The 25,939-nt window shown below is 67.2% G+C and carries 26 protein-coding genes and 1 tRNA gene; 12 read left to right on the top strand and 15 right to left on the bottom strand.

From position 1 onward, the window contains the following. Positions 1–37: 37 nt before the first annotated feature. Positions 38–448 carry a helix-turn-helix domain-containing protein gene (locus V1318_RS17310; protein ID WP_332940984.1) on the bottom strand — a complete coding sequence of 137 codons (411 nt, stop codon included), beginning with the start codon at positions 446–448 and terminating at the stop codon, positions 38–40. A gap of 51 nt (positions 449–499) precedes the next feature. Between V1318_RS17310 and V1318_RS17305 the strand changes: the two genes are divergently transcribed. After that, positions 500–1,081, top strand: a complete 582-nt coding sequence (locus tag V1318_RS17305) for a hypothetical protein (protein ID WP_332940983.1) — start codon at positions 500–502, stop codon at positions 1,079–1,081. Positions 1,082–1,132: 51 nt separating this feature from the next. On the opposite strand, the gene V1318_RS17300 is transcribed toward V1318_RS17305, so the two are convergent. After that, positions 1,133–3,295, bottom strand: a complete 2,163-nt coding sequence (locus V1318_RS17300) for a TonB-dependent siderophore receptor (protein WP_332940982.1) — start codon at positions 3,293–3,295, stop codon at positions 1,133–1,135. A 277-nt stretch (positions 3,296–3,572) separates the two neighbouring features. Here V1318_RS17300 and V1318_RS17295 point away from each other — a divergent pair, with 277 nt between their 5' ends. Further along, on the top strand, positions 3,573–4,415 hold the full coding sequence (locus V1318_RS17295) for an SAM-dependent methyltransferase (RefSeq protein ID WP_332940981.1): 843 nt from the start codon (positions 3,573–3,575) through the stop codon (positions 4,413–4,415). Positions 4,416–4,489: 74 nt separating this feature from the next. Here the strand turns inward: V1318_RS17295 and V1318_RS17290 are convergent, their stop codons facing one another. Genes V1318_RS17290 through V1318_RS17275 form a run of 4 tightly spaced genes read right to left on the bottom strand, consistent with a single transcriptional unit; the run spans position 4,490 to position 10,924 of the window. Continuing rightward, positions 4,490–5,110: a TetR/AcrR family transcriptional regulator gene (locus V1318_RS17290; RefSeq protein WP_332940980.1), complete on the bottom strand. Its 621-nt coding sequence runs from the start codon at positions 5,108–5,110 to the stop codon at positions 4,490–4,492. Continuing rightward, positions 5,107–6,543 carry an efflux transporter outer membrane subunit gene (locus V1318_RS17285; RefSeq protein WP_332940979.1) on the bottom strand — a complete coding sequence of 479 codons (1,437 nt, stop codon included), beginning with the start codon at positions 6,541–6,543 and terminating at the stop codon, positions 5,107–5,109. Before V1318_RS17285 ends, V1318_RS17290 begins: the two co-directional genes overlap by 4 nt. After that, positions 6,536–9,730: an efflux RND transporter permease subunit gene (locus V1318_RS17280; protein WP_332940978.1), complete on the bottom strand. Its 3,195-nt coding sequence runs from the start codon at positions 9,728–9,730 to the stop codon at positions 6,536–6,538. The genes V1318_RS17285 and V1318_RS17280 overlap by 8 nt, the downstream gene beginning before the upstream one ends. A gap of 12 nt (positions 9,731–9,742) precedes the next feature. Next, positions 9,743–10,924 (bottom strand): efflux RND transporter periplasmic adaptor subunit, encoded by a 1,182-nt coding sequence (locus V1318_RS17275; protein ID WP_332940977.1) that lies wholly within the window; start codon positions 10,922–10,924, stop codon positions 9,743–9,745. 196 nt (positions 10,925–11,120) lie between these two features. Between V1318_RS17275 and V1318_RS17270 the strand changes: the two genes are divergently transcribed. Genes V1318_RS17270 through V1318_RS17260 form a run of 3 tightly spaced genes read left to right on the top strand, consistent with a single transcriptional unit; the run spans position 11,121 to position 12,322 of the window. Continuing rightward, positions 11,121–11,633, top strand: a complete 513-nt coding sequence (locus V1318_RS17270; RefSeq protein ID WP_332940976.1) for a DUF2975 domain-containing protein — start codon at positions 11,121–11,123, stop codon at positions 11,631–11,633. A 1-nt stretch (position 11,634) separates the two neighbouring features. Beyond that, on the top strand, positions 11,635–11,856 hold the full coding sequence (locus V1318_RS17265) for a helix-turn-helix transcriptional regulator (RefSeq protein WP_332940975.1): 222 nt from the start codon (positions 11,635–11,637) through the stop codon (positions 11,854–11,856). A gap of 4 nt (positions 11,857–11,860) precedes the next feature. Further along, positions 11,861–12,322, top strand: a complete 462-nt coding sequence (locus tag V1318_RS17260; RefSeq protein ID WP_332940974.1) for a hypothetical protein — start codon at positions 11,861–11,863, stop codon at positions 12,320–12,322. Positions 12,323–12,377: 55 nt separating this feature from the next. On the opposite strand, the gene V1318_RS17255 is transcribed toward V1318_RS17260, so the two are convergent. Further along, on the bottom strand, positions 12,378–12,587 hold the full coding sequence (locus tag V1318_RS17255; protein WP_332940973.1) for a hypothetical protein: 210 nt from the start codon (positions 12,585–12,587) through the stop codon (positions 12,378–12,380). A 336-nt stretch (positions 12,588–12,923) separates the two neighbouring features. Between V1318_RS17255 and V1318_RS17250 the strand changes: the two genes are divergently transcribed. Then, complete coding sequence (locus V1318_RS17250; protein WP_332940972.1) at positions 12,924–15,263, top strand: SpoIIE family protein phosphatase; 2,340 nt, start codon at positions 12,924–12,926, stop codon at positions 15,261–15,263. Between the two features lie 27 nt (positions 15,264–15,290). Next, positions 15,291–15,689 (top strand): STAS domain-containing protein, encoded by a 399-nt coding sequence (locus V1318_RS17245; RefSeq protein ID WP_332940971.1) that lies wholly within the window; start codon positions 15,291–15,293, stop codon positions 15,687–15,689. Positions 15,690–15,710: 21 nt separating this feature from the next. Here V1318_RS17245 and V1318_RS17240 read toward each other — a convergent pair whose 3' ends face one another. From V1318_RS17240 to V1318_RS17230, 3 genes are all read right to left on the bottom strand, one after another. Further along, positions 15,711–15,962 (bottom strand): hypothetical protein, encoded by a 252-nt coding sequence (locus tag V1318_RS17240; protein WP_332940970.1) that lies wholly within the window; start codon positions 15,960–15,962, stop codon positions 15,711–15,713. Positions 15,963–16,161: 199 nt separating this feature from the next. After that, positions 16,162–18,483, bottom strand: coding sequence for a hypothetical protein (locus V1318_RS17235; RefSeq protein WP_332940969.1), 2,322 nt, complete (start codon positions 18,481–18,483; stop codon positions 16,162–16,164). 25 nt (positions 18,484–18,508) lie between these two features. After that, a tRNA-Lys gene (locus tag V1318_RS17230) sits at positions 18,509–18,583 on the bottom strand. Between the two features lie 256 nt (positions 18,584–18,839). Between V1318_RS17230 and V1318_RS17225 the strand changes: the two genes are divergently transcribed. From V1318_RS17225 to V1318_RS17210, 4 genes are all read left to right on the top strand, one after another. Then, positions 18,840–19,196: a hypothetical protein gene (locus V1318_RS17225; protein ID WP_332940968.1), complete on the top strand. Its 357-nt coding sequence runs from the start codon at positions 18,840–18,842 to the stop codon at positions 19,194–19,196. Between the two features lie 54 nt (positions 19,197–19,250). Further along, positions 19,251–19,871, top strand: a complete 621-nt coding sequence (locus V1318_RS17220; RefSeq protein WP_332940967.1) for an FMN-binding negative transcriptional regulator — start codon at positions 19,251–19,253, stop codon at positions 19,869–19,871. 120 nt (positions 19,872–19,991) lie between these two features. After that, the gene (locus V1318_RS17215) at positions 19,992–20,663 is read left to right on the top strand and encodes a DUF2306 domain-containing protein (RefSeq protein ID WP_332940966.1); all 672 of its coding nucleotides are present in this window, start codon (positions 19,992–19,994) and stop codon (positions 20,661–20,663) included. 115 nt (positions 20,664–20,778) lie between these two features. Then, positions 20,779–21,339, top strand: coding sequence for a hypothetical protein (locus V1318_RS17210; RefSeq protein WP_332940965.1), 561 nt, complete (start codon positions 20,779–20,781; stop codon positions 21,337–21,339). A 161-nt stretch (positions 21,340–21,500) separates the two neighbouring features. On the opposite strand, the gene V1318_RS17205 is transcribed toward V1318_RS17210, so the two are convergent. From V1318_RS17205 to V1318_RS17195, 3 genes are all read right to left on the bottom strand, one after another. After that, the gene (locus V1318_RS17205) at positions 21,501–21,893 is read right to left on the bottom strand and encodes a GFA family protein (protein WP_332940964.1); all 393 of its coding nucleotides are present in this window, start codon (positions 21,891–21,893) and stop codon (positions 21,501–21,503) included. Between the two features lie 45 nt (positions 21,894–21,938). Then, entirely contained in the window at positions 21,939–22,502 is a 564-nt protein-coding gene (locus V1318_RS17200; protein ID WP_332940963.1) for a hypothetical protein, read from the bottom strand. Between the two features lie 178 nt (positions 22,503–22,680). Then, positions 22,681–23,298, bottom strand: coding sequence for a hypothetical protein (locus V1318_RS17195; protein ID WP_332940962.1), 618 nt, complete (start codon positions 23,296–23,298; stop codon positions 22,681–22,683). Between the two features lie 234 nt (positions 23,299–23,532). Between V1318_RS17195 and V1318_RS17190 the strand changes: the two genes are divergently transcribed. Then, positions 23,533–24,219, top strand: a complete 687-nt coding sequence (locus V1318_RS17190; protein ID WP_332940961.1) for a transposase — start codon at positions 23,533–23,535, stop codon at positions 24,217–24,219. 50 nt (positions 24,220–24,269) lie between these two features. Here the strand turns inward: V1318_RS17190 and V1318_RS17185 are convergent, their stop codons facing one another. After that, positions 24,270–24,755, bottom strand: coding sequence for a hypothetical protein (locus V1318_RS17185; protein ID WP_332940960.1), 486 nt, complete (start codon positions 24,753–24,755; stop codon positions 24,270–24,272). Further along, a partial coding sequence (locus V1318_RS17180; protein ID WP_332940959.1) for an RHS repeat-associated core domain-containing protein occupies positions 24,740–25,939 on the bottom strand: 1,200 nt, incomplete at its 5' end. The genes V1318_RS17180 and V1318_RS17185, both read right to left, overlap by 16 nt.

Genomic DNA, 25,939 nt, shown 5'->3' with positions numbered 1-25,939 from the left:
CGACCGCGCCCAGGCGCGCGCCTGGGCCAGGCCGGCCCTAACCGGATCGCGCCACCGCCGCGCCGCAGGCCATCGCCTGCGCGCGCGCGGGCGGCGCGGCCTTGCGCCGCAGATGGCCCTCGCCCCACACGCGCACGCTCTCGATCAGGGGCAGCAGGGTCTGGCCATACGCGCTGAGCTGGTAGATCACCGGCGCCGGCGCCGCGCCGGTGGGCCTGCGTTCGACGATGCCGTCGGCCTCGAGCTCGCGCAGCTGCTGGGTCAGCACCTTGTGCGAGATCGGCGCGACCCGCCGCGTCAGGCCGGCAAAATGCAGCTCGCCGTGGGCCAGCCAATACAGGATGGTGAGCTTCCATTTGCCGCCGATGGCGCCGAACGCGGCCGCCAGCGGACAGCCATCCAGCGGATTGGGCCGGGCACGGTTACCTGCAGGTGCGTTCTTGTTCATGCACGCCTCGCGCTCGCAATCTGTCGCCATCATGCGAAACGGAGCGCGACGATGCAAAACACCCTGCGATTGCGACGGTTCGGCGCCTGCCTGTTGGCGCTGTTGGCGATGACGGCCTTCGCGCAGCCGCCGCGCGCCACGGCCGAGACCGCCCCAGGCGACGGCCAGCACGATTTCGATTGGGAACTGGGCCATTGGAAGACCCAGGTGCGGCGGCTGACGCGCCCGCTGTCGGGATCGAAGGACTGGGTCGAGTACACCGGCACCACCGTGGTGCGCGGCGTGCTGGACGGTCGCGCCAACTTGGTCGAACTGCGTGTGGAAAGTCCGGCCGGCCGCATCCACGGCACCAGCCTGCGGCTGTACAACCCGCAGACCCGGCAATGGAACATCAACTACGCCAGCGCGAGCAACGGCATGCTCACGCGTCCGCTGTACGGCGCTTTCCGTGGCGGTCGCGGCGAGTTCTACGGGGCGGAAGACCTGGACGGCCGCGCGATCCTGGTGCGCTTCGTCATCTCCGACATCGGCCGCGACTCGGCGCGCTTCGAGCAGGCCTACTCCGACGACGGCGGCCGCAGCTGGGAGACCAATTGGATCGCGGTCGATACCCGCGTGGCGTCGCCGGACTGACCGGCGCAGGCGGGCTTGCGTCCCCCTACGCCGGCGCTCGTCCGCCGCGCCTCAAAATCGATACTTCACCGTCGCCAGCCAGCTGCGCTCGCTGCCGGGGTAATAGCCGCCGTACGCGCGCGAGGAAACGTATTCGCGTTGCGCGAGATTGCTGACGTTGAGGGCGAAGCGCCACGGCCCGCGCTGGTAATGCGCGCTGGCGTCGACCAGGGCGACGACGCCTTCGGCGCGGGTGTTGCCCTCGTCGTTCCAGCGGCGGCCGATGTAACGCGCGCCGGCGCCGACGCCGAAACCGTTGTCCATGCCGTAGTCCAGCCACACGGCGGCGGTCTGCTCGGGCACCTGGATCGGGGTGTTGCCCAGCTCGACGGCGTTGGCGCTGTCGATCACCTTCATGTCCAGCCAGGTGTAGGACGCGGTCAGGTCCAGGCCCCGCGCCAATTCGGTCTTGGCCTCCAGTTCGACGCCGCGCGAGCGGATGCGGCCGATCTGGCGGCCTTCGAAGGTCTGCTGGTCGTAGGTGAGCACGTTGGACTTGCGCAGGTCGAACACCGCCGCGGTCAGCAGGGTGCGCGCGCCCTCGGGCTGGAACTTCACGCCCGCCTCCACCTGCTTGCCGCGGCTGGGCTCGAACGGGCGCGCGTCGGCGCCGACGCCGCTGGTGGGCAGGAAGGATTCGCCGTAGCTGATGTAGGGCGCCCAGCCGTTGCCGACCAGGTAGGTCACGCCGGCGCGCGCGCTGAACTGGTCGTCGGTCTGAGTGCTGCGGCTGCCGCCCAGGCGATCGCGGGTGACGGCTTCGACGCGATCCTGGCGGCCGCTCAGGGTGAGCACCCAATGCTCGCCGTAGCGGATCTGATCCTGCGCGTACACGCCGATCTGGGTGGTGGCCTGCTTGAAGTCCGTGCCCAGCAGCGAGGGCGCGGCGATGGGCCGGCCGTAGACGGGCGCCAGCAGGTCCAGGTCCGGCGCCGGGCCGGAATAGGACTGCGTCCAATAGCCGATCCGGGTCCAGTCCACTCCGACCAACAAGGTGTGTTCGGCGGCGCCGCCGCTCACGCGGCCCTGCAGGTTGGTGTCGACGGTCCACTGGTGGACGCGGTCCATGTCGTAGCGCGCGCTGCGCGTCAGGGTGCGGCCGTCGCCGCCCAGGCTGGAATGGATGTGGTGCTTGTCGGTGTCGAAGCCGTTGTAGCGCAGGTTCTGGTGCAGGGCCCAGGCCTCGCTCAGACGGTGCTCGAACAGATAACCCAGCGCGTGCTGTTCCTGTTCGATCCAGCTGTAGCGCGGCTCGCCTTCCTTGACCCGCGTGGGCACGCCGCCGGGGCCGACCACGTAACCGGTGTCGTCGCCCGCCCGGCTCTTGAAGTACTCGCCCAGCAGGGTGAAGGAGGTGTCCGGCGAGGGCTGCCAGCGCAGCGACGGCGCCAGGTAGTCGCGCCTCACCTCGACCTGCGCCCCGTTCGGGTAGCGCTCCTGGGTGTGGCTGTCCAGGCTGGTGGCGACCACGCGGTAGCTCAGCGCGTCGCTCAGCGGGCCGCCGACGTCCGCGGCCAGCCGCCGCCGATCGAAGCTGCCCACCTGCAATTCGAGCTCGCGCACGGCGCTGGCGCTGGGCTGCTTGCTGACCCGGTTGACGACGCCGCCCGCGTCGCTCTGCCCGAAGGTCACCGACGCCGGCCCGCGCAGCAGTTCCACCCGCTCCAGCCCGTACGAATCGGTGAGCGAATAGGCCGGCATCAGCAGGCCGTCGCGGAACATGGCGTTGGTGGCGTCGAAACCGCGGATCAGCAGCCAGTCGATGCCGCGCGCGTCGTAGCCCCAGTTGCCGACCACGACGCCGGGCGCGTACCCCACCGCCTCCATGACCGTCTGCGCGCCGCGCGCATCGAGCTCCTCGCGCCCGATCACCGAGATCGACTGCGGCGTCTCCAGCAGCGGGGTGTCGGTCTTGGTGCCGGTGGCGCTGCGGCGCGCGGCATAGCCCTGCACCGGCCCGTTCGCGGTTTCGTCCACCGCCACGCCGTGCACGGTGACCGCCGGCAGGGTCGCATCGGCCTCGTCTGCCGCGGCATCGCCGGCGCCGGGTGCGAGCGGCGCAGCGGAAGGGCCCGCCTGGGCCGACAAGGACAGACTGGCGAACGCGAACACGCAGGCGATGGCGGCCGCGAGCGAGGCCGTCGGCGCGGCGCCAGGCCGGGAAGAAACATGCATGCAGGACGATTCCGGAACGTGGGAGTGCGTCCACTATAATGAGAATGCTTCTCATTTCAAAACAGCGGCGCGCGCCGATGCCTTGGCGATTTGCGGCGCGCGTAGCCGCAGGCTGCGGCCGGACATCGCCCACGACCGCGCTGCGCGACCGAGGTCGCGGCGTTCCCGTCGCGCCCGCAGCGCCGCGCACACGGTACGATCCGCCCCCAGCCCTGCATCCATCGCCGCCTCACCGCATCGGCGATGCGCCGGCGTCGCCACCGAGAGATCGCCCGTCGTGCCCCACTACTCAGGCCCCTTGCTGACCCGTCCCATCGCCGAGGCCCTGCTCGCCGCGCGCGACGCCCGGGCCGGCGCGTGGACGGGCTCGCTGGATCTGGGCCGTACCAACGACGAGGCGCGCTTGGACGCGCAGGACTGGCAATGGCGCGAACGCAGTTACCCCTACCCCGGCCCGCTCAAGGACCGCACCGTCTACTACTGGGACGGTGCGGACTACGCACCGGTGTCGCGCTATGCCGGTTCGCTGATCAAGCTGGTGCCGACCGAATGGGGCGCGCCCACCTTCGAAATCGACGGCATCAAGATGCTGCCCACCGCCAAGACCTCGCCCGTCGACGACGCGCAGCGCAAGGTCGCGCTGGTCGAACCGCGCGGCAAGGTGGTGCTGGATACCTGCGGCGGCCTGGGCTATTTCGCCGCCTGCTGCCTGGACGCGGGTGCGGCGCGCATCCTCTCGTTCGAGAAAAACGAGAACGTGCTGTGGCTGCGCACGCTCAATCCCTGGTCGCCCGACCCGGACGCGCCCGCCCACGGCGGGCGTTTGCGGCTCGCCCATGCCGACGTGTCCAAAGCGATCGCGCAGATCGCCGACGCCTCGGTCGATGCCCTGCTCCACGATCCGCCGCGCTTCGGCATCGCCGGCGAGCTGTATTCGCAGGCTTTCTACGATCAACTGGCGCGGGTGCTGCGCCGCGGCGGCCGTCTGTTCCATTACACCGGCAGCCCGAACAAGCTCACCAGCGGCCGCGACGTGCCGCGCGAAGTCGCCAAGCGCCTGGACAAGGCCGGCTTCAAGGCGCAGCTGGCGTTGGACGGCGTGTTGGCGAGCAAACGCTAAGGCCGCGCGCGCCGGCGATGTCCCGGCGCGCGCGGACGCAGCGCCGGAAAGTCCGACGTGCGCCGCCGCGCCGTTCAGGCCTTCGTGGACAGCAGGGCCGGCAGCACGTGCTGCAGGGCCAGCTTGACCTCGTCCACGCTCAGCTCCGGCTGGCAGATGGCGCGGATCGCCAGGCCCTCGATCAAGGACTGCAGCAGCAGCACCCGGGTTTCGGCCTCGCGCTGCGGCAGGCCCAGGCCGCCGTCCTCGGTGCCGCGCACGAACCACGCCACCAGGTCGGCGCGCAGAACCCGGTCCGACGACTGCGTGGCCGCGGCGATCTCATCGTCGCGGGTGGCCTGCGCGGTCAGCTCCAGGAACAGGGCCGCATTGGTCAGGGTGGGGTCCTTGGCCTGCCACTGCTGGAACACCCCGGCGATGCCGCCGACCAGGTCGCTGCTGGTGTGCAGCTGCGCCACATCGGCCCTGGCCTCCTCGAGCTGGCGCCCGATGATGGCCAGGATGATGTCGTTCTTGCTCTTGAAGTAGCGATAGATCAGGCCGGCGCTCATACCGGCCGTATCGGCGATGTTGGCCATGCTGGCGGCATGGAAGCCGTGCACGACGAAGCACTTCTGCGCCGCGACCAGGATGCGCTCGCGCTGGGCGAGCGCGCGCGCCTCGGCCTTGGGGCTGGACTTGGCCTGCCTGCTCATTGGCTACGCTCGTTCCAGCCACCTCCGAGGACCTTGTAGAGCGTCACGCGGTTGATCTGTTCGTTCAAGCGCGTGGTCACCAGGCCCTGCTGCGCCGCGTACAAGGTGCGCTGCGCATCGAGCTGGTTGAGGTAGCTGTCGCGGCCGGCCTTGTAGCGCGCGGTGGACAGTTCGTCGGCGCGCGCGGCCGCCTCGACCAGCGCTTCCTGCGCCTGGCGCTGTTCGGCCAGGGTGGTGGTCAGCGCCAGGGCGTCGGCGACGTCGCGGAAGCCGGACTGGATCGCCTTCTCGTATTGCGCCAGGGCGATCTGCTGGTCGGCCTTGGCCGAATCCAGGCCCGCGCGCAGCTTGCCGCCCTGGAAAATCGGGATCGACACCACCGGATTGACCGACCAGGCGCGCGTGTTCGCATCGAACAACCCCGACAGCTCGCCGCTGGCGCTGCCGAGCAAACCGGTCAGGCTGATCGAGGGAAAGAACGCCGCCCGCGCGGCGCCGATGTTGGCGTTGGCGGCGCGCAGCAAGTGCTCGGCCTGCAGCACGTCGGGGCGGCGCAACAGCACTTCCGACGGCAGCCCGGACGGCAAGGCGGCGATGCCGCTGACCTCGCTGGTCAGGCGCTGCGGCAGCAGCGCCGGATCCACCGGCTCGCCCACCAACAGGTTCAGCGCGTTGATGTCCTGCGCCACCTGCCCGGCATAACGCGCCGCGTCCGCGCGCGCCTGCTCGACCTGGGTGCGCGCCTGGCTCACTTCCAGGCCCGACACCGCGCCCAGCTCGCGCCGCTTCTGGGTCAGCTCGTACGCCGACTGCTGGTTCTTCAAGGTGGCTTCGGACACCGACAGCAGTTCGCGGTCGGCGGCCAGGGTCAGGTAGGCGTTGGCCACTTCGGCGATCAGGCTCAGCTGCGCGCTGCGGCGCGCCTCCTCCTCGGCGAAGTAGCGCTGCAGCGCCGACTGGCTCAGATTGCGCACGCGCCCGAACAGGTCCAGTTCGAAATTGGTGATGCCCACGCCGGCGGTGTATTGGTCGACCACCGCCTGATTGTCGCCGCCGGTGCGCTGCAACTGCGCACTGACGCCCACGGCCGGAACGCGGTCGGCGCGCTGGATGCGGTATTGCGCGCGCGCCTTCTCGACGTTCAGCACGGCCACGCGCAGGTCGCGGTTGTTCTCCAGCGCGCGGCCGACCAGGGTCTCCAGGTTCGGATCGGCGAAGAAATCCTGCCAACCGATGTCGGCCACCGCGGTCGAGGCCGGCGCGCCGCCCTCGCCCACCGGCGCGGCGCCGGTGAAGGCCTGGGTGGTCGGCGGCAGCGGCCATTCGCCGGGAATCGCCGCGTCGGCGACGGGCAACTTCGGCGCCAGGCTGACGCAGCCGCTGGTCGCCAGCGCGATCGCCAGCGCCAGGGTGTGGATCGGAAGCTTATTCATGGCTCTGCGCTCCTGCCGAAGCCTGCGCCGGGGGCGCGTGCTTTTTCCTGACGAACAGTTTCTCCACCACCACGAAGAACAGCGGTACGAAGAAGATGCCGAGGAAGGTACCCACCACCATGCCGCCCAGCACGCCGGTGCCGATCGCGCGCTGCGCGCCGGAACCCGCGCCGGTGGCCAGCGCCAGCGGCAGCACGCCCAGGCCGAAGGCCAGCGAGGTCATGATGATCGGGCGCAGGCGGTCGCGCACCGCGGCCAGGGTGGCCCCGATCAGGTCCATGCCGTTCTTCAGGTTCTCCTTGGCGAACTCGACGATCAGGATCGCGTTCTTGCTCGACAGACCCACGGTGGTGAGCATCGCCACCTGGAAGTAGACGTCGCGCTCCATGCCGCGCGCCCAGGTCGCCAGCACCGTGCCCAGGATGCCCATCGGCGCGATCAGCAGCACCGAGGTCGGGATGGCCCAGCTTTCGTACATCGCCGCCAGGCACAGGAACACGATCAGCAGCGACAGCGTGTACAGCAGCGGCGTCTGCGCACCGGCCTGGCGTTCCTGGAACGACAGGCCGGTCCATTCCAGACCGATGCCCGGCGGCAGTTGCGCCACCAGCTTCTCCACTTCCGCCATGGCCTGGCCCGAGCTCACGCCCTCCTTGGCTTCGCCGTTGATCTCGAGCGCCGAGACGCCGTTGTAGCGCTCCAGGCGCGGCGAACCGTATTCCCAACGCGTGCTGGCGAAGGCCGAGAACGGCACCATGTCGCCCTTGTCGTTGCGCACGTACCAGCGATTGAAGTCGCTGGGCACCATGCGGAACGGCGCGTCGGACTGGATGTAGACGCGCTTGACCCGGCCGCGGTCGACGAAATCGTCGATGTACTGACCGCCCCAGGCCGCCTGCAGGGTCGAGTTGATGTCGTCGATGCTCAGGCCCAAGGCGGCGGCCTTTTGATTGTCGACGTCGACCCGGAACTGCGGCGTGTCCTCCATGCCGTTCGGGCGCACGTTCTGCAGCAGCTCGCTCTTGCCGGCCATGCCCAGGAACTGGTTGCGCGCGGCGACCAGCGCCTCGTGGCCCAGGCCGGCGTTGTCCTTCATGTAGAACACGAAGCCGTTGGAGTTGCCCAGCTCGAACACCGCCGGCGGCGCCAGCGCGAACACGAACGCGTCCTTGATGCCCATGAAGCTGCCCATCGCGCGGCCGACCACACCGTCCACGCTGTTGTCGGGCATCGGGGTCTTGCCGAAGCTGGTCAGCCAGCGCCAGCGGTCGCCCCAGGTGTTTTCGCGCTCTTCCCACGGCTTGAGCTGCGAGAACGCCATGCCCGCGTTCTGGCCGTTGCCGGCGAAGCTGAAGCCCTGCACGGTGAACAGCGAATCCACCGCCTTGTCCGACAGGAACTGCTCCTCGACCTTCTTCAGCACCTCGCCGGTGCGCTCCTGGGTCGCGCCGACCGGCGCCTGCACGATGGTGAACAGGAAGCCCTGGTCCTCCTGCGGCAGGAACGACGACGGCAGACGGAAGAACATCACGCCCATCAGCACCGCCATCGCGGCGAACACCATCATGAAGCGGCCCGAGCGGGTGACGATGCCGCGCACCACGCCCTGGTACTTGCTGTTGCCGGCATCGAACTTCTTGTTGAACCAGCCGAAGAAGCCCTTGTCCGAGGCGTGGTGGCCCTTCTCGATCTGCTTGAGCATGGTCGCGCACAGCGCCGGAGTCAGCACGATCGCGACCAGCACCGACAGGCCCATCGCCGAAACGATGGTGACCGAGAACTGGCGGTAGATGACGCCGGTGGCGCCGCCCAGGAAGGCCATCGGCACGAACACCGCCGACAGCACCAGGCCGATGCCGACCAGCGCGCCGGTGATCTGGTCCATGGATTTGCGGGTGGCCTCGACCGGCGACAGCCCTTCCTCGCTCATCACGCGCTCGACGTTCTCGACCACGACGATGGCGTCGTCCACCAGCAGGCCGATCGCCAGCACCACCGCGAACATGGTCAACATGTTGACCGAATAGCCGAACAGGGCCAGCAGGCCGAACGTGCCCAGCAACACCACCGGCACCGCGATGGTGGGGATCAGGGTGGCGCGGAAGTTCTGCAGGAACAGGTACATCACCAGGAACACCAGCACGATCGCCTCGAGCAGGGTCTTGATCACCTCCTCGATCGCCACCCGCACGAACGGCGTGGTGTCGAACGGCGTCACCGCCTTGAGCCCCTTCGGGAACGAGGGCTTGAGCTGCTCCAACTCGGCCTGCACCGCCTGCGCGGTGGCCAGCGCATTGGCGCCGGTGGCCAGCGAGATCGCGATGCCGGTCGCCGGCTTGCCGTTGAAGCGGGCGATGGTGCCGTAATCTTCCTGGCCCAGCTCCACGCGGGCGACGTCGCGCAGCTTCAGCACCGCGCCGCTGCTGTTGGACCGCAGCACGATGTTCTGGAACTGCTCGGCGGTCTGCAGGCGGTCCTGCGCGGTGATGGTGGCGTTGAGCTGCTGGCCCTTCACCGAGGGCGTGCCGCCGAGCTGGCCGACCGCGACCTGCGCGTTCTGCGCTTTCAGGGCGCCGATGACGTCGGCCGGGGTCAGCTTGTAAGTGTTGAGCTTATCGGGGTCCAGCCAGATCCGCATCGCGTACTTGGTGCCGAACAGCTGGGTGCTGCCGACGCCGTCGACGCGGGCGAGCGGATCGACCAGGTTGGCGGCCACGTAGTCGGCGATGTCGGCGCCGTTCATGCTGCCGTCCTCGGACACGAAGCCGATGACCTGCAGGAACGACGAGTTCGCCTTGGACACGCTCACGCCCTGCTGCTGCACGATCTGCGGCAGCAGCGGCGTGGCCAGCTGCAGCTTGTTCTGCACCTGCACCTGGGCGATGTCGGGATCGACCCCGCTTTCGAAGGTCAGGGTGACGCTGGACTGGCCGTCGGACGAGCTGGTCGCCGACATGTACATCAGGCCGTCGATGCCCTTCATGTTCTGCTCGATGATCTGGGTCACCGAGTTCTCGACGGCCTTGGCCGAAGCGCCGGGGTAGGACGCGTTCACCGATACGGTCGGCGGCGCGATGGTCGGGTACTGCGAGATCGGCAGTTGGGTGATCGCGATCGCGCCACCGAGCATGATGATGATCGCCAGGACCCAGGCAAAGATCGGGCGATCGATAAAGAACCGTGCCATGAATGTCTCCGTTTACGGCTTAGGCGCGGCGGCGGGGGCGGCCGGCTTGGCGGGCGCGGCGCCCTTCTCGGTCGCATCGACCGGCATGCCGGGGCCGATCTTCTGCAGGCCCTCGACGATCACCCTGTCGCCGGCCTTGAGGCCGCCTTCGACCAGCCACTTGTCGCCGATCGCCTGGCCCACCTGGACCTCGCGCGGTTCGACCTGGCCCTTGGCGTTGACGACCATCGCGGTCGCGCTGCCCTTGGGATCGCGGGTGATGCCCTGCTGCGGCACCAGCAGCGCGTTCTGGCGCACGCCGGTGCCGATCAGCGCGCGCACATACATGCCGGGCATCAGCAGTTGGTCGGGATTGGGCACCACCACACGCAGCAGGAAGCTGCCGGTGCCTTCGTCCACGGTGACTTCGGAGAACGCCAGCTTGCCGTCCAGCGGGTACTTGCTGCCGTCTTCCAGCAGGATCGTCACCGGCGTGTTCGCCTCGGTCAGGGTGCCGGCGGCGATCTGCTTGCGCAGCGCGAGCAGCTCGGCGCTGGACTGGCTGATGTCGACGTGCACCGGATCGAGCTGTTGCACCACCGCCAGCGGCTCGGCCTGATTGGCCGTCACCAAAGCGCCCTGGGTCACCGCCGACTTGCCGATGCGGCCGCTGATCGGAGCGCTGATGCGCGCGCGGCCCAACACCACGCTGGCGTTCTGCACGGCGGCGCGGCCGGAGGCCACGTCGGCCTGGCTCTGCTTGAGCGTGGCGATCGCGGCTTCGTCGTCCTGCCGGCTGACCGCGTCGATCTTGACCAGGTCGCTGGAGCGCTTGGCGTTCAAGCGCGCCGAGTTCAAGGCCGCTTCGCCGCGCGCGAGCGTGGCCCGCGCGGTTTCCAGATCCGCCGCGTAGGTCTTGTCGTCCAACTGGTACAGCGGCTGGCCGGCGCGGACCAGGCCGCCTTCGGTGAACAAACGGCGCTCGACGATGCCGCTGACCTGCGGCCGCACTTCGGCGATCAGCGAGGCGCTGGTGCGCCCCGGCAGTTCGCGGGTCAGGGTGACGGTCTCGGGCTTCAGGGTCACCACCGTGACCTGGCCCTTCTGGCCGCCGGGGCCGCCGGGCGGCTCGCCGCCGCCGCAGGCGACCAGCGCCAGGCTGAGCGCGGTCGCGGCCAACAGCTGAGGAGCGCGGGTAATAGCGTTATGGAACATGGACTTATGCGACGGCATGGGGGAGCCTCAGGTCGTTGTTGCGGTCGGCCGGACCGCGGGCATTGCAAAGAATGAACGATCATTCTCTTTTCAAGGGCGCGCCGGGTCAAGCGGTTCGATCCATGCCTAATGGCCTATTTTATCGATAAACGATATTTGTATTATCGACACACGATAAAACGCAGAGGTTACCGCCATGAACCGCACAGCCACCCGCGCCCTGGCCGCGGCCCGTCCCGTCATCCAGGGCCTGACCCTGCTCAACCTGCTGTATGCCCTGTGCCTGATCGTGCTGCTGTGCGCCAGCCTCCTCATGAACGGCTGGCCGGAACGCGCACTGGGCTTTGACCAGGTGGCGAAATACCCGCAGGCCTCCTACGGCTTGCGCGCGATCGTCGTCGTCGGCATCGCCGGCGCGGCGATCGTCCACACCGTCCTGCGCCGGCTGTTGGCCATCGTCGACACGGTGCGCAGCGGCGACCCCTTCATCCAGGCCAATGTCCGCCGCTTGGACTGGATCGCCTGGAGCGTGCTGGCGCTGGAAGCGCTGCGCATGCTCGTCGCCGCGATCGCCGCCGCGGTGTGGGAACCGGGTCGCATCGAAAGCTTCTCCTTCACCCCCTGGCTGGCGGTATTGCTGCTGTTCGTGCTGTCCGGCGTGTTCGCCCACGGCGCCCGCATGCGCGCCGACCTCGAAGGGACGGTGTGACATGGCGATCGTCGTGCGCCTGGACGAACAACTGCACGCGCGCCGCATGACGCTCACCGAGCTCGCCGCGCGCATCGACATCACCCTGGCCAACCTGTCCATCCTCAAGACCGGCAAGGCCAAGGCGATCCGCTTCTCCACCCTCGAAGCGATCTGCGCGGCGCTGGAATGCCAGCCCGGCGACCTGCTCGTCTTCGACCCCACCCTGCCTTCCGAGGATTGACGCCATGCGCAACCCGTTCGCCCCCGACCCGCGCCACGAAGGCGTGCGCCCCGTCCAGATCTGGGGCCTGCGCCTGTTCTTCGCGCTGATGCTGCTGTTGGTCGCACCGACCGCCTGGCGTGCGCTGCTCACCCACGAAGGCCCGTGGGAGCCGGTGCGCGCGATCGCGTTCGCCGTCTGGGCCACCTACCCCGCGCTCGCGCTGTTCGGCCTGCTGCGACCGCTGCGCTGGCTGCCGCTGATGTTCTTCACCCTCGGCTACAAGGCGGTGTGGCTGGGCTTCGTCGCCTATCCGCTATGGCAGGCCGGCACGCTGTGGGACACGCCGACCGGCGAGGTCGCCGCGTCGTTCCTCGCGCTGCCCTTGCTGGCGGCGGTGGTGCCGTGGGGCTATGCGTGGCGGACGTACTTCGCTTGGCCGCGGCGGGCTGGCGCATCGCAGCCGACGCCAGCGAGCGCGGCCTAGCCGGCTCGCACCGCTGGCGCAATACGCAACGCGGTAATGGTCACAGGTCGAAGCCCTACTTCTTCGGCGGATCCTCGCCGGGCAGCGTCTGATGACCCTCGCCCTCCGGCAGGTCCGCGTTCTGCACCTGCTTGCGCCGCGCGTGCGCGTCCTGCCCGGACGGGTTCTCTCCGGGCAGCGTCTGATGGCCCTGACCGGCCGGCGGGCCGTCGTCGTGTTGGCCGCCGTCGTGCTTCCGGTTCTGGCCTGAAGTGTCCTTGCCCATGTCGATCGCCTCGTATGCCGGTGCTGTGGGCCGGCGATACCGCACGCTGAGGGCTGGGCGGTTAACGCAAGGTCGATTGGTCGCGTCCGGCTCTTCACGGGCGGCGAACGCGCGCACCTAAACCCCGCCAGCCGGCCCTCTATGAGCACCGCAGCCGGCAAGACCTTCACTACCTCACAGTTCACGCAAGCGGCGATGGGCCGCCGCCTCGCCCGGGACTATGCTCGGTCCATGCCCTTGGAGCGTCCGATGGACCGGATCGAGCCAATCTCCGCCCTGGCCCTCACACCCGCGGCCGTCGCCGCCGGCCTCCCGCCAGTGACATGGCGCAATAGCTTGCGCACCAAGCTCATGCTGTGGTTCGGCGCGCTGGTCAGCGTGTTGCTGCTGATCGGCTTCGTCCTGGCCTTCCTGCTCGCACGCTATCAGATCATCGCCAATGCGCAGGAGCGCACGCGCTACGAGGCGGCGCAAACGGCCGACCGGCTGCTGGCTTCGATGGAGTCGGTGCGCATCACCGGCGCGGGCATGATCGACCTGTTCAACAGCCTCGCCCTGGACCGCGAATCGACCATAAAGACGATGGAGGCGCTGCTGAACGCCGATGCCAGCGCCATCGGCGGCCTTATCGCACTGGAACCCAACGTGCTGCGCGACGGCGCGCCGATGGCCTACTACGTCGGCGTCGACAAGCGCGGCGTGCGCGATCGCGACCTCATCGCCCTGGGCTATAACGCGCACCGCCAGGGCTGGTACCAGCGCACGCTGCATGCCGATGCGCCCTGGTGGTCGGAGCCCTACTTCAACGAAACCGCCGGTGGCCTCTGGATGAGCACCTTGAACATGCCGCTCAAGGCGCGCGACGGTACGCGCCTGGGCATGATCAGCCTGGACGTGCCCATCGCCCGCTGGGCCGAGCTGGTCGAGCCGCTGCATCGCATCCACGGCCAGCGCCCGGCGCTGTTCGCGCCCAAGGGCAGCATCGCCCTGCACCAGGACCCGGCCGTCGCTCTGAAGACCACCCTCGCACGCTACATCGTCGCGTCCGGGCGCACCGATCTGATCGACATGAGCGCCGCGCAAGCGCGCGGCCGTCGACTCGAGTTCACCCACACCCTGCCGGGCACCCGCGAGACGCGTTACTCCCTGTTGGAACCGATCGGGACCACCGGCTGGAGCCTGCAGGTGTCGATGTCGCACACCCCGCTGCTGGCCGCGCTCAGGCGCACCCTGATCGAACTGGCGGCCATCGTACTGGTCGCCCTGGGCCTGATCGCGCTGCTGGTGCGTCGGATGGCGGCCCGCATCACCACGCCGTTGAGCGACCTGACCGGTTCGGCCAGCCATTTCGCTGCGGGCGAGTTCGATTACCCCCTGGGCCAGACCGAGCGGCGCGACGAAGTTGGGGTGATGGCGCGCGCGTTCGACAATGCACGCAGCTCGATCAAGCGCCAGATGGTCGAGATCCAGGACATGAGCACGGCACGCCAGCGCCTCGAAAGCGAGCTGGACATCGCCCACGAAATACAGCTGGCGATGCTGCCCAGCGCGCGCGTGCTGGGCACCGACACTTGGCGCTTGCAGGCCAATGCGCGCCTGGAGCCGGCCAAGGCGGTGGGCGGCGACTTCTACAGCTTCTTCGAACGCGACCGCCATACCCTGTGGTTCGCGATCGGCGACGTCTCCGACAAGGGCGTGCCGGCCGCCTTGTTCATGGCGCGCACGATGACCGTGCTGGAAATCGCCGCAGGCCTGGGCGGCTCGCCCGAGATCGCGCTCAAGGAAGCCGCACGGCGCCTGCTCGAAGGCAACGACACCTGCATGTTCGCCACCGTTCTGTGCGGCCTGATCGACGCGCGCAGCGGCGAACTCGCGCTGGCCAGCGCAGGCCACGAACCGCCGGTGCTGCTGCGCGCGGACGGCGACGCCCAATTCGTGGACCTGAACTCGGGTCCGCCCCTGGGAGTGTCGGTCGCGGACCGCTATCCGGTGTGGCGTGGCCGCCTGCGCAATGGCGATGCCCTCGTGGCCTACACCGACGGCGTCACCGAAGCCTTCGACGCCGGCCAGCGGGCATTCGGCGGCGAGCGCCTGCTGGAGGCCCTGCGCCACGGGACGGAAGCCGGCGCGCTGTGCGGCGCCCTGGTCGCCGACGTGCATCGCTTCGCCGCCGGTGCCCCGCAATCCGACGATATCGCCGTGCTCTCGCTGCACTGGACCGGCAGCGACGCCGGCACCCGACCGGAGGATGCCATGCGCCATCACTTCCGCGCGCCGCAGGAACGCGCGCTGTTGCCGGGCTTGCTCGCGACCCTGGACGAAGCCCTGACGAAGGCCGGCGTCGATCGAGCGCGCGCCGGCGACGTAAGGCTCATCGCCGAGGAGGTGATGTGCAACGCCGTCGACCATGGCGCGCGGCCCGGTATCGAGCACGAAGTCGTCCTCGACCTCACGATCGGCCACGACCGTATCGCACTGGACTTCCGCGACGACGGCCCCGCCTTCGATCCGCTCTCGCAAGCCGAACCCGACCTGGACGCCGACATCGACGATCGCCCCCTGGGTGGCCTGGGCCTGCGCCTGATCCGCAGCCTCGCCGACGAGGCGACCTATGCCCGCGAGGGCCGCTACAACCTGTTGCACATCATGCTGCTACGAACCGACACCGGCGGTTGAAGCCGCCTCTCGCCTCTGGAGCCACTCATGGACCTGACGATCCGGATAGACCCGCCCTCCGCGCACGCCCAGCGCGTCAGCCTCGCCGGCCGCCTGGACACGGCCAGCTACGCCGAACTCGATCGCCACCTGGCGCCCGTGCTCAACACCGCCCTGTCTTCGCTGGTGCTGGATCTCGCCGACCTGGAGTACATCAGCTCAGCCGGCATCCGTTCGATCTTCCGCGCCCGCAAGGCGCTGTCGGCGCGCGGCGGCAAGGTCGTGGTGGTCAACCCGCAGCCGCAGATCCAGAAGGTGTTCGACCTGGTCAAGGCCGTGCCCATGAACGAAATCTTCAGCAGCATGGCCGAAGCCGACGCCTACCTCGACGCGATGCAGCGCAAAGTCCTGGCCGGCGCCGCGGGCGGCGACGACGACGCCGATTGAACGGGCGCCGTAGCCATTGCCTCAAGGCACGTCGCAGCGCCAGATCGAACTGGCCAGCCACAGGTTGGCGCGGGTGACGTGGTTGTAGATCTCTTCCAGCGGCGTGCCGCCCTGCGCCGTGCATTGCGCGACGGCGTCGGCGCGCGCATCCGCCAGGGCGATGCCGGGGTCGTAGCTCTGGCCCTGTCCGCTGACCGTCACCACGGCCGCCATGACCGCCCAGGAGGCCGGCAATAGCAGCGCCAGGGCCATCGCGATCGAAAGCTGTCTCATTGCGCGCTCCTTGACCGATGCGAGTGCGCGCATTCGAGCATGGCGGGCGGAGAAGACCGTGAAAGGCGGGTAACCAAAGCGTGAAAATGTGTCGCAGGACACAGGGCCCGATGACCGCATCGCGAATCCATGTTTCGACCCGTGTTCTGCCTCGCCGCCCACCCTATGCCCGCGCCGGATCGACACCCGGTCCGAGGCCCTAATTCTTGGACAGCAACCAGTGCTCGCCGGTCGTCCAACCGATAAAAACCCGAGCGCCGTCGGGGCCGGGCTGTCGCTGGTTCAACCTACGGCCCTTCATCGCCAGGCGCAAACCGAGCATGGCAGGCTCGAACTTCGCGCGAAATGATGCCTGCTGCTCGCTGAAATGCGCCTCTATGGCCGCTACGGCGTTCGATCGACGCGAGGAATCCAGCGCCGACAGGTAGAAGATCATCTGCCGCCAGGCGTAAGCCGTGTTCTTGATCATGGTCAGTCGAGCGCGCCAATCCACGATCCGCATCTGTTGACGCCTGCATATCCACTCGAACGAACGCTGCGCCATCGCCTCCAGATTGGGTTGCAGCCAGGCCTTCAAGCCGAGATCGTCGAACAGCAGCGCCAGGTTATGCGTGGTGAGGATCTGCGCCTGTTCCAGGATCGTCCCGTTCACCGCCGCTCTCCAGGCCCCCAGTGGCGCTCCTGCCCGCGCCGCCGCCAGCATTGAAAGGGCGTCGCCGCGCGATGCATCCCTCCGCCAAAAGCTCGGTTTCGACCCAGCCTTGCGCGGGTCCGGAAGCGCGGCCAGCGCATCGGTGTCGATCGCATAATAGTCGGCGTACACCGTCCCGGCGATGCTGCGGGCAGCCCGCCTGCCGGCGTCGGCGAATTTGGCCGAGAGCTGGCCCATGAAAATATCGGCGGCGACCTCGTCGACGAACGGTAGATTCAATTGCGCGGCTTGCGCCAGGGCCCGGTATTCCTGGAGCAACTTGTTGGGAAAAATGGCATGCGGGAATGCTAGCAGCGTCACCGCGGCCGACTCGACCAGGGCCTCCCGCGCCGACGCGACCGCCGCGGCGTCGGCCGCCCGATCGTTTTCGATGATCGCAACCCAAGGCAGTTCAGCCAGCCGGACCTGGCTTTCCAAATTGACGAGCAACAGCGAACGCCGCCTCCGGAAAGCGCGGTACGTAGCGGCGTACAGCCGCCGCAGCGTCGCATCCGCAAAGCCGGCACTGCGGATCTCCGCTGTCAGTGCAGGCAGGACCCGAGCCACGGTATCGGCTGAAGTGATGATGCCGCTTTCGATCAGCTCGGCGACCGTGCCCCGGCGACAACGTTCCAGGCGACGTCGGATGGCGGTCGGCAAAGCGATGCCGGATTCGAGCGCGACCCCCTCCGCCTCCGCGGAGGAGATCGGAACGCATAGGGCCGTGAAATCCGCAATGCCCTCCGCGGCAGGATACGCGGCCAGCCGGGCCGAGACCGCTTTGGCGATCAGATGATGGGCCGGTGCAGCGACATCCCGGCGCTGCCGCTGCCGGTAGTCGCCCAGACGATCGCCTCCCGGCGGCCCATGCGCTTGCACGAAATCGTCGACGATCCGGCGGACGCGGCCAACCTGACGCCCCGTCAAGGCCATCGGCTCGTCGGCGCATACGGCCAGCAAAGCGAACAACTCCTCGACGCGGTTCTTCGTGGGGTCCCGGGCCAGCGCCGGGGCGCGCCTGGCCGCGTCGATCCTCAGGCATAGCCCGCGCGCCGACGCGGACCAACCCGACGGGTATTGCCGGCACGGCCAACCATCAGAATACGTATCGAGAAACAAGGCGACCGTCTCGTCGTAGAGGGGCAGCCGCACCTCGACGGCATGCCTCTGCTCCGCCAACCTCGGCTGCGCGGGCAATGCGGCAAGCCGCCGCGCGACGTCCCCCGCGCTGAATACATTCACTTCGGCGGATGCGATCGACGCGCCCTGCGCCGGTGGCGGGAAGAACCGCAGCCGATCGAAGAACGGCGCGATTGCCTCGATCAATGATCGCGCCTCTTCGACGCGATGCCGGCCGAGCAGCCAGGCCACCGTCGGCAGCGCGGCTTCCTCCGGCAGATCGATACGGTAATCGCCGCATTGCAGACGTTGGCGCAAGTGCTCCAGGCCCGCATCGCTCAAGCACCAAAGATTCAAATCCAGGCGCTCGTAGCCGGGCCGAATTCCAGGCAACGATGCCGCGAGTTCGCGCTCGTATCCCGTAAGCTCGCCGCCCGCCAGCAGCCTGCCGGTGGCGAAACCGCCGGCGGCCACCTCCAATGTCACCCAAGCGGGCACTTGCGCCAACGGCGTGCGGGATCCGTAGCTCGCGGCGCCGGAGACCATGTGCTCCAACACCCCGAGCCAACGCGCGGTACGTTCCTCTGCGCGAGCGCGGACCTCCGGATCAGGGCTGGTTTCCGACGTGGTCAGCGCTTTCGACAACTGGAAGGCCGCGTAGGCCGAACCTAGGCCCTTCGCCTCGACGGGATCATCGCTTCGGTTCGACATGTGCGTGGCTGAGGATGCAACCGAATGGGTCCGAGGGCTGGATTCGAACCAGCGCCTTCCCGGTTAAGAGCCGAGCGTTCTACCGCTGAACTACCCCGGAACATGCGAACAATGTCGCATCAGCCGCCCGACGAAGCAACAGGCCTGGCCAGCGAAGCAAGCGGCACGTAAAGCGGAGCACGGGCGCAGGCTTCCACGACGGCGCGGCACGCGCGATGGCGATGCCTACGGCGGCGTGCGTTCAAGGAGCTGAATCAAATAACCGCGGCGACGCCCTCATCCGGGCGGCCGATGATGGTTGAATGGCCGGGCATCGAATTCGACCGCCTTCCGTCATTGCCGCAGGAACCTGAGCCATGCCCCTCAGCATCACCAGCCTCAAGGCCTATGTTCCGGCCCAGAACTTCGAGATCTCCAAGGGCTTCTACCGGGCCATGGGCTTCACGATGTCCGAAGGCTGGGGCGGCACCGCCGATTTCGACTTGAACGGCCATCGCTTCCGCCTGCAGAACTACTACGTCAAGGACTGGGCCGAGAACTTCATGATGGTCATCGGCGTGCCCGACATCGAGGCCTGGCACCAGCGCGCCAAGCAGGTGGTGGGCAGCGGCGCCTACGCGCCCGCGCGCTACATGCCGCCCGAACCGGTGGACGACGCCAGCGTGCTGCACGTCTGGGACCCGAGCGGTGTCTTGCTGATCTTCGTGCAGTAGCGGCCGGCGCAAGTTTTGCTCCTAGAATGGCCGATCGCACCGACGCGGCCACACATGAACACCCACCCCGTCTACAAACCCGGCTCGCTCGCGGACACCGACCGCATGATCGCCGCGCATCCCTTCGCCCTGGTGATCAGCTCCGCCGCCGGCACGCCGCTGGCCACGCCGCTGCCCCTGCTGCTGGAACGCGACGCCGACGGCGCCATGACCCTGCTGGGCCACATGCCGCGCGTGCACCCGCACACGGAGCTGCTGCGGCGGGAGCCGCGCGCGCTGGCGGTATTCCAGGGCGCGCACGGCTACATCTCGCCCTCGTGGCTGAGCGACCGCACCCAGGCGCCGACCTGGAACTACGAAACCGTGCAGTTGGACATCGACGTCGCCTTCGACGACAGCGCCGAGGCCACCGAACTCGCGCTCAATCGCCTGGTCGATCACATGGAACGCGAGCGCCCGGCCGCCTGGTCGGTCGCCGACATGGGCGCGCGCTACGACAAACTCGCCCCGCACGTGGTCGCTTTCCGCGCCCGCGTGGTCGCGGGCTACGCCAAGTTCAAACTGGGCCAGAACGAGCGCCCGGGCGACCGCAGCGAGATCCTCGCGGGCCTGGAGCGCACCGGGCAGCAAGCCTTGCTGGACGCCATGATGCGGGCCGGAACCTCATCGCAGTGAGATCGGCGGCCTGAGCCGGGCCGTGCCCAACCTGCGTCGAGTCGGGCGCACGCGCTTCGGAACGCGCAAAACCGTCGGCTATGATCCGGCGAGTAGGCACCCTCCGCCAGCGAGGCAGTGATGGTCCATTCCCGCCATACCGCGAGCTCCACCGCCAACGCATCCCGCCGCGCCACCTGGGCCGTGCTGTGGCTGGTGGCGGTGACGCTGGTGCTGCATTTCCTGTGGGGCAGCTATCACAAGTACGCAGCGCAGGACCCCGCCGCCTACGGCATGTTCTGGTCGCGCCGCGCCTGGCTGTGGACGCACCTGGCCGGCGGCGCCCTGACCGCGCTGCTGGGGCCGCTGCAGTTCATCGCGCGGCTGCGCAACGCCTACCCGCGTGCGCACCGCTGGACCGGCCGCGTATACCTGAGCGCGATGCTGGTGGCCTGCGCCGGCGCGGCCGGCTTGATCGCCACCACGCCCGGCGGCTTCGCCCTGCAGGCGGCCTTCGCCGCCACCGCGCTGGCATGGCTGTGCACCGCGCTGCCGGGCTACCTCGCCATTCGCGCCGGCCGTACCCAGGCGCACCGGCGCTGGATGCTGCGCAACTACATCGTCACCCTGGCGCCGATGGTGTTCCGCCTGTCGATCCAGGTGCCGGGCGTTATGGCGCTGACGCATCCGGCCGTGCTGATTCCGACGCTGCTGTGGCTGAGCTGGGCCGCGCCGCTGCTGGTGTTCGAGTTGGCGTCCGCCGTGACGCGCTGGGCGCACCGCGCGCCGGCGCCTAGCGCAGAGCCCGCCTAGGGGCGCGAAAAGCCGGACATATCTGCGCTCCGTCCTGAGAAGCCCCGGGCTTGGCCGACGGCGGCGGTGTCCTGCGTTGAACGGGAAACGCCCCACCGAAACAGGAAAGATACGAATGGACCCGTATGTCTGCGTCGACCAAACCACCTGCCACGCATCGATCGACTCATCCGACGACATCTACCTGCTGGTATTCCGAGGCAATACCCGCGCACCGTTCCACAACTCGATGTCCGTCATCCATCCCAGCGCTTTCGCCGATTTCGAAGACGGGCAAAGCCGCGGCAACGATATCAAGATCGGGCGCTACTTCGACGACTCGCTGTACGTCGTCGGCCTGCTGGAACGCGACGAGGACAACGACTTTCTCGACAACGGCGCCAAGTTCTTGGACCTGGTGAGGGCGCAGGCCAACCTGGCCTGGACCACGCGCATGGGGGCGCTGCAGCTCGGCGGCGGCGGCCAGCCCAGCGAGGCACAGTTGGCTGCCTCGGCCAACATCGTGATCACCGCCATCGAGGGCACGGTCGGGCTCGCCACCACCTGGCCCGTGGGCGACGACGATCCCATCGCGCGCTCCCGGCACCTCAGGATCGCCCCCGGACAAGAGCCCGTGCTGTCCTACATCGGCGACGGCGCCAGCTACCGTATCCGCTTCAAGGTCAGGGACTTCTGAGATCGCGCTGGGCGCGGCGCCAAGGCATGGCGGCTTGATCGGGCGTGGATCGGTCGACGGCACCTGGGTGCGTCGCGCGCCCATGGCTCCACCGTCGTCGAACAGGGCGACGGTGCTCGCATCCGCCGTGACGGGCTACCGGCGCGCCGGCCGCCCTACCCTCAATCCTCGGACCGTCCCGTGCCTTCGCGATCCCGCACGTAGCCGCGCTTCAGCGGAAACGGCGGCAGCCAGGGCTCGCGGCGGACGCTCCAGCTTTCGTAGGTCGGGATCAGGTCGCCCGGAACGTCCAAGGCGCCCAGGCTCAGCTCGATCTCGTCGCCGCTGCGCGCGAACACCGACGAACCGCAGCGCGGACAGAAGCAGCGCCCGCCGTAGTCGCGGATCTCGCCCTCGATGGCGACCGCGTCCTCGGGGAAGATCGCCGAGCCGTGAAATACCGAGCCGCTGTGCTTGCGGCAATCCAGGCAATGGCACAGGCCCACCCGATAGGGGCGGCCCGACGCCACCACTCGGACGTCGCCGCACAGGCAACTGGCGGTGTATCGGTCCATGCGTGTCTCCTGCGGTCAGCCGACCGGGCGACGATGGCAGATGGGCTATGTCGTTTCGATGAAGCCGCCGGTCTTGTGCACTCGGACGAAGCCTTCCTTCATCACGGGCAGCTCCGCTAGGCACTCCATGGCCTTCTCCACGTCCAGCACATAGATATCGACCTGTGAGGTCTTCACGTCAGTCCCGGACATGAACTCGATCCCCGCCGCGTGCAGCCGCTGGCCCAGCAAGTCCTGCGTGCCGCGCAATACCTGCAACGACCGCGGCGCGGTCTGCGCCACGTACAGCGGATCGCCGGTGTAAGCGGCCAACTGCGCCTGGGCGTCGCCGGTGAAACGCACCACCACCCGGTAGGCCGGCCGATGCTCGATATACAGCCCCGCGAACGTGTCCGGCCGCTCGGCCTGCATACGCTGCTCCAGCGCACCGATATCGGCCTGCCGCGCGAGTCGGCGCTCGGCCTCGTCCACGGACACGCCGTAGGTTTGCGCGTACGTGTGCGCTACTGGATTGCTCTCGGGTGGGGCTGCGCAGACGCTCATCGAGAACAGGCCGCAGGCCAGGATCAGGCACGCGAAGCGCGCCGGGGCGCGGGTAGCTTCTTCCATGAGGCTTGGCTCCTTGGATCCATCGAGCGAACGATTGCCTGCGACTTTAGCGCGCGGCCGCACCGGGCGATCACCGGCTCACCGCACGGCCGTACAACAACGCAAAGCGCAGCCACAAGGAACTCAGGAAACATGCGCCCTCCCCGCCTCCAAGTCCCCGGGGATGTCAGATCTTCTCTTAACCAGCCGTACCGCCGCGCTTTCGATCCAAGCGGCGCATTCTCTTGACCTCGCCCCCGATGCTGGGATCTTCACGCAACTCCAGCAGCAGCATCTTCGCCCTTGGGTCTTTGGAACGCTTCAGCGCAAACAGCAGCGGGGCGCGGGCATGGCCCAAGCGAGGATCCTTGACCAGCCGCAGTAGATCGTCGATCACTGCATCGCTGAAGGCGCCATCCAGCGCAATTGCAGCCACGTAATGAATCGCTGGCGACAGATGCGCGGCGTTCTGCTCGAACAGCGCGACCAACTCATCCCAGTACGGCCGCGCTACCGGCGAACCGAGGGCACGCAGCAGCATTTCCCGGATCTGATCTGGGTACTCGAGCCGTTTCACGTGCTCCAGTAGGATAGGAATGATGGCTGGGTCAAGTTCTCGACCATCAAGCAAGTCCGCCACCACCTGCACGTTCACGCCGGCAGCACGCAGCCCTTCCACGATGGGCTGAGCCGCTCGATCCCATTCTTCTTGAAGTTGCTTTCGCTCCTCCTCTTTCCGGGCAAGCATCGCTTGGTGCTCGGGGTCAGAGCCTAGCTCAGCGATGAGCTCAGCAGCAGTCTTTCGCTTCTCATTCATGGAATAACCTTCAGAGCTACTTCTCCAGACCTAACTGCAGCTTCTAGGGGCGCTGACAATTGCGCACCAGGCCTAACGAACAAGTTGAACTGCATACCATTTGCTCGAGCATAATCAACATAGTTGCAGAACTAGGGTCAGAGTGGACTTTTCCTACCCAAACGGCCGGCGCCCGCCTACGGATGTCCAATGGCGATTCTCGGAGACTGCACGCAGCTCGCATGGAAACGTCGCATGCCCCGCCAGCCCCGTCTCGACCTGCCGCACGTCCCTCAACACGTCGTACAGCGCGGCAATGATCGCCGCCCCTGCTTCTTCGAGGAGATCGATCGTACTCGCTATCTGAGCGAACTTAGCGATATCGCCGGGCGCATAGGTTGCGCGGTCCACGCCTATGTCCTGACGACCAATCACGTGCACCTGCTAGTGACGCCGTCCCAGACGGGTCAAGTCGGCTCGATGATGCAAGCACTCGGCCGACGCTTTGTCCGCTACGTGAACGATCGATACCACCGCACCGGTACGCTTTGGGAGGGGCGTTACAAGGCTTGCCTGGTGGACAGCGACCATTACCTACTGCGGTGCTACCGCTACATCGAGCTCAACCCCGTACGGGCAGGGTTGGTGCCCACGCCTAGCCTGTATCGCTGGTCTAGCTATCACGCCAATGCGCTAGGCGAACACGCCCCACTGATCACCGCGCACTCCGCCTACCTGGCATTGGACCCGCAGACCGAACACCGCGCACATGCGTATCGCGCGTTCGTCGAAGAAGCGCTCGACCCAGAAGAGTTAGATGTCATTCGACTGCGCCTACAACGCCAGCACGCACTCGGCGGAGATCGCTTCCGCACCATGATCGAGGAACAACTACAGCGTCGCGCCGGACCGGCGAAGATCGGGCGGCCACATAAGGCGTGAGCTGGCGGGGCGCTGTAGCTGAAAGTGCACTCTGACCCCTGTTTCCAGCGCTACCTCCCTTGCTCGCGGGCGACAAACCGCTCACAACTCATGGTCTCCTCTGAGATGGCAGCCTCGGGTCCGAACGGGTCTACCTCAGCACTTGAAGATATGTATGTGCTTTCTTTGACATTGCAGGACCGAGCATCAAAATCCATCGATATGATCGCGTAGCGAACATGGAACGTGCTCGTGTACGTGCCATCTTCATTGCAGTCGCGCCCCTCACGCCTAATGCCATAGCTCCAAGCAGACTCTCCTGAGGGCAGGTCTTTCGGAGAGCCTAGACGCTTAATTGCTTGCGACTTGACCCGTTCCGCCCCCATCAACCATTTGACATCATCGATTACATCTCCGCTCCCTATTTTTTCGGGTGCTATATCCATACTTTTTCCTGTGCATTCGCGAACATCACCAGATGCACAGCTGGCAATCGTCAGGCAAGAGATCGCGAGGGCAAGTGCTTTTGTTTGCATAAAGATCACCATTTCTTGCATCCGAAACAACGTTCTTCCATAAAGAAAATTCTCTGATGGCCGTTTCGCACCTGTGCTTGGTGGCCGGCCTCATGAGCAAGCAAGCTGGCCAAAGAGCAAGCCTTTGCCGACATGAACATATGAGGATACACGTCCACTAGATCACCATTTACATGGATTGCATCTACTGGCCGTGGCGGATTATCAACCGTAAATACTTGCCGTGGCACGTAGCGATACTCCGCGTCATGAAGCTTAGCAATGATCAGCTCTTTCTCCATATCGGAGATACAGTACCCACTGTAGTACCCATTCGGACCGCAATCCGTGCAACCTGAGCATTTCCGCAGACGCTGGATGGCCTCTTCGTTTGCAGCACGCATCTCTTTCTCCCTAGGAGGGGAGAATCCGTAGTACCTGGCAAGACCATAGATATCAAACGAATGCAGCGGCGTGGAATGCACGTATGCGTAAGTACTGGGACCATCCCACAGTCCGATCGGATCACTTTCAAAGTAGCGACCAGTGACAGACTCATAGTCACGGAAATAGTTGTAGTTTAGTCCGCTGACAACATCGTAGCGCTGCCCCGGGAACCGCAGATCGAGCACGAATGCGGCGCCGTTGTTATCGGGGTCTTGATTCGGCGCGCTGCCGCCGAACGCCTCGTTGCCCAGCTGCCACGCCCACACCGATTTCTCCACCACCGGATCGATCACGTTACGCGGCGTACCCAGGTGGTCGGCCTGGACGTAGTGCAGCTTGTTGGTGGCGATCACGCCGATTGGCAGGTCGTTCAGCCAGATGACTTCCTGGATGCGGTTGCCGGCGTGGTCGTAGATGCCGACCGTATGCCCCGCCTCGTCGTAGCTTGCGTAGGTTTGCGCAGTTGATGTGCTGGTCGGGTAGCGCCGCGTCTGCTCGCCCTTGCCGTTATAGGCATAGTTCATCACCGCATTGCCGCCCTGCTTCACCTGGCCCATGCGGTTGGCGGCGGTGTAGACGTACTCCTGGGCAGTGCCGCCGACGGCGGTGGTGTTGCCTACCGCGTCGTAGCTGCGGGCGGTGGCGCCGATCTGCGATAGGCGGTGGCTGGTGCTCGGGTAGGTGTAAGCCTGGGTGGCGCCCGCATCGGTCTTGCTGGTGCGGTTGCCGGTGGCGTCGTAGGTGTAGCCCTGCAGCAACGCGTTGGTAGTGCCGTCGCG

It is taken from the genome of Lysobacter sp. CCNWLW3 (genome assembly GCF_036697405.1).
GTDB lineage: Bacteria > Pseudomonadota > Gammaproteobacteria > Xanthomonadales > Xanthomonadaceae > Lysobacter.
This window is presented reverse-complemented; position numbering and strand designations above follow the sequence as displayed.

What these genes read in the sequence shown, in the direction of transcription:
- V1318_RS17310 (WP_332940984.1), bottom strand. Translation starts at nt 448, where the DNA reads ATGAACAAGAACGCACCTGCAGGTAACCGTGCCCGGCCCAATCCGCTG.
- V1318_RS17305 (WP_332940983.1), top strand. Translation starts at nt 500, where the DNA reads ATGCAAAACACCCTGCGATTGCGACGGTTCGGCGCCTGCCTGTTGGCG.
- V1318_RS17300 (WP_332940982.1), bottom strand. Translation starts at nt 3,295, where the DNA reads ATGCATGTTTCTTCCCGGCCTGGCGCCGCGCCGACGGCCTCGCTCGCG.
- V1318_RS17290 (WP_332940980.1), bottom strand. Translation starts at nt 5,110, where the DNA reads ATGAGCAGGCAGGCCAAGTCCAGCCCCAAGGCCGAGGCGCGCGCGCTC.
- V1318_RS17285 (WP_332940979.1), bottom strand. Translation starts at nt 6,543, where the DNA reads ATGAATAAGCTTCCGATCCACACCCTGGCGCTGGCGATCGCGCTGGCG.
- V1318_RS17280 (WP_332940978.1), bottom strand. Translation starts at nt 9,730, where the DNA reads ATGGCACGGTTCTTTATCGATCGCCCGATCTTTGCCTGGGTCCTGGCG.
- V1318_RS17275 (WP_332940977.1), bottom strand. Translation starts at nt 10,924, where the DNA reads ATGTTCCATAACGCTATTACCCGCGCTCCTCAGCTGTTGGCCGCGACC.
- V1318_RS17270 (WP_332940976.1), top strand. Translation starts at nt 11,121, where the DNA reads ATGAACCGCACAGCCACCCGCGCCCTGGCCGCGGCCCGTCCCGTCATC.
- V1318_RS17265 (WP_332940975.1), top strand. Translation starts at nt 11,635, where the DNA reads ATGGCGATCGTCGTGCGCCTGGACGAACAACTGCACGCGCGCCGCATG.
- V1318_RS17260 (WP_332940974.1), top strand. Translation starts at nt 11,861, where the DNA reads ATGCGCAACCCGTTCGCCCCCGACCCGCGCCACGAAGGCGTGCGCCCC.
- V1318_RS17255 (WP_332940973.1), bottom strand. Translation starts at nt 12,587, where the DNA reads ATGGGCAAGGACACTTCAGGCCAGAACCGGAAGCACGACGGCGGCCAA.
- V1318_RS17245 (WP_332940971.1), top strand. Translation starts at nt 15,291, where the DNA reads ATGGACCTGACGATCCGGATAGACCCGCCCTCCGCGCACGCCCAGCGC.
- V1318_RS17240 (WP_332940970.1), bottom strand. Translation starts at nt 15,962, where the DNA reads ATGAGACAGCTTTCGATCGCGATGGCCCTGGCGCTGCTATTGCCGGCC.
- V1318_RS17235 (WP_332940969.1), bottom strand. Translation starts at nt 18,483, where the DNA reads ATGTCGAACCGAAGCGATGATCCCGTCGAGGCGAAGGGCCTAGGTTCG.
- V1318_RS17225 (WP_332940968.1), top strand. Translation starts at nt 18,840, where the DNA reads ATGCCCCTCAGCATCACCAGCCTCAAGGCCTATGTTCCGGCCCAGAAC.
- V1318_RS17220 (WP_332940967.1), top strand. Translation starts at nt 19,251, where the DNA reads ATGAACACCCACCCCGTCTACAAACCCGGCTCGCTCGCGGACACCGAC.
- V1318_RS17215 (WP_332940966.1), top strand. Translation starts at nt 19,992, where the DNA reads ATGGTCCATTCCCGCCATACCGCGAGCTCCACCGCCAACGCATCCCGC.
- V1318_RS17210 (WP_332940965.1), top strand. Translation starts at nt 20,779, where the DNA reads ATGGACCCGTATGTCTGCGTCGACCAAACCACCTGCCACGCATCGATC.
- V1318_RS17205 (WP_332940964.1), bottom strand. Translation starts at nt 21,893, where the DNA reads ATGGACCGATACACCGCCAGTTGCCTGTGCGGCGACGTCCGAGTGGTG.
- V1318_RS17200 (WP_332940963.1), bottom strand. Translation starts at nt 22,502, where the DNA reads ATGGAAGAAGCTACCCGCGCCCCGGCGCGCTTCGCGTGCCTGATCCTG.
- V1318_RS17195 (WP_332940962.1), bottom strand. Translation starts at nt 23,298, where the DNA reads ATGAATGAGAAGCGAAAGACTGCTGCTGAGCTCATCGCTGAGCTAGGC.
- V1318_RS17190 (WP_332940961.1), top strand. Translation starts at nt 23,533, where the DNA reads ATGCCCCGCCAGCCCCGTCTCGACCTGCCGCACGTCCCTCAACACGTC.
- V1318_RS17185 (WP_332940960.1), bottom strand. Translation starts at nt 24,755, where the DNA reads ATGCAAGAAATGGTGATCTTTATGCAAACAAAAGCACTTGCCCTCGCG.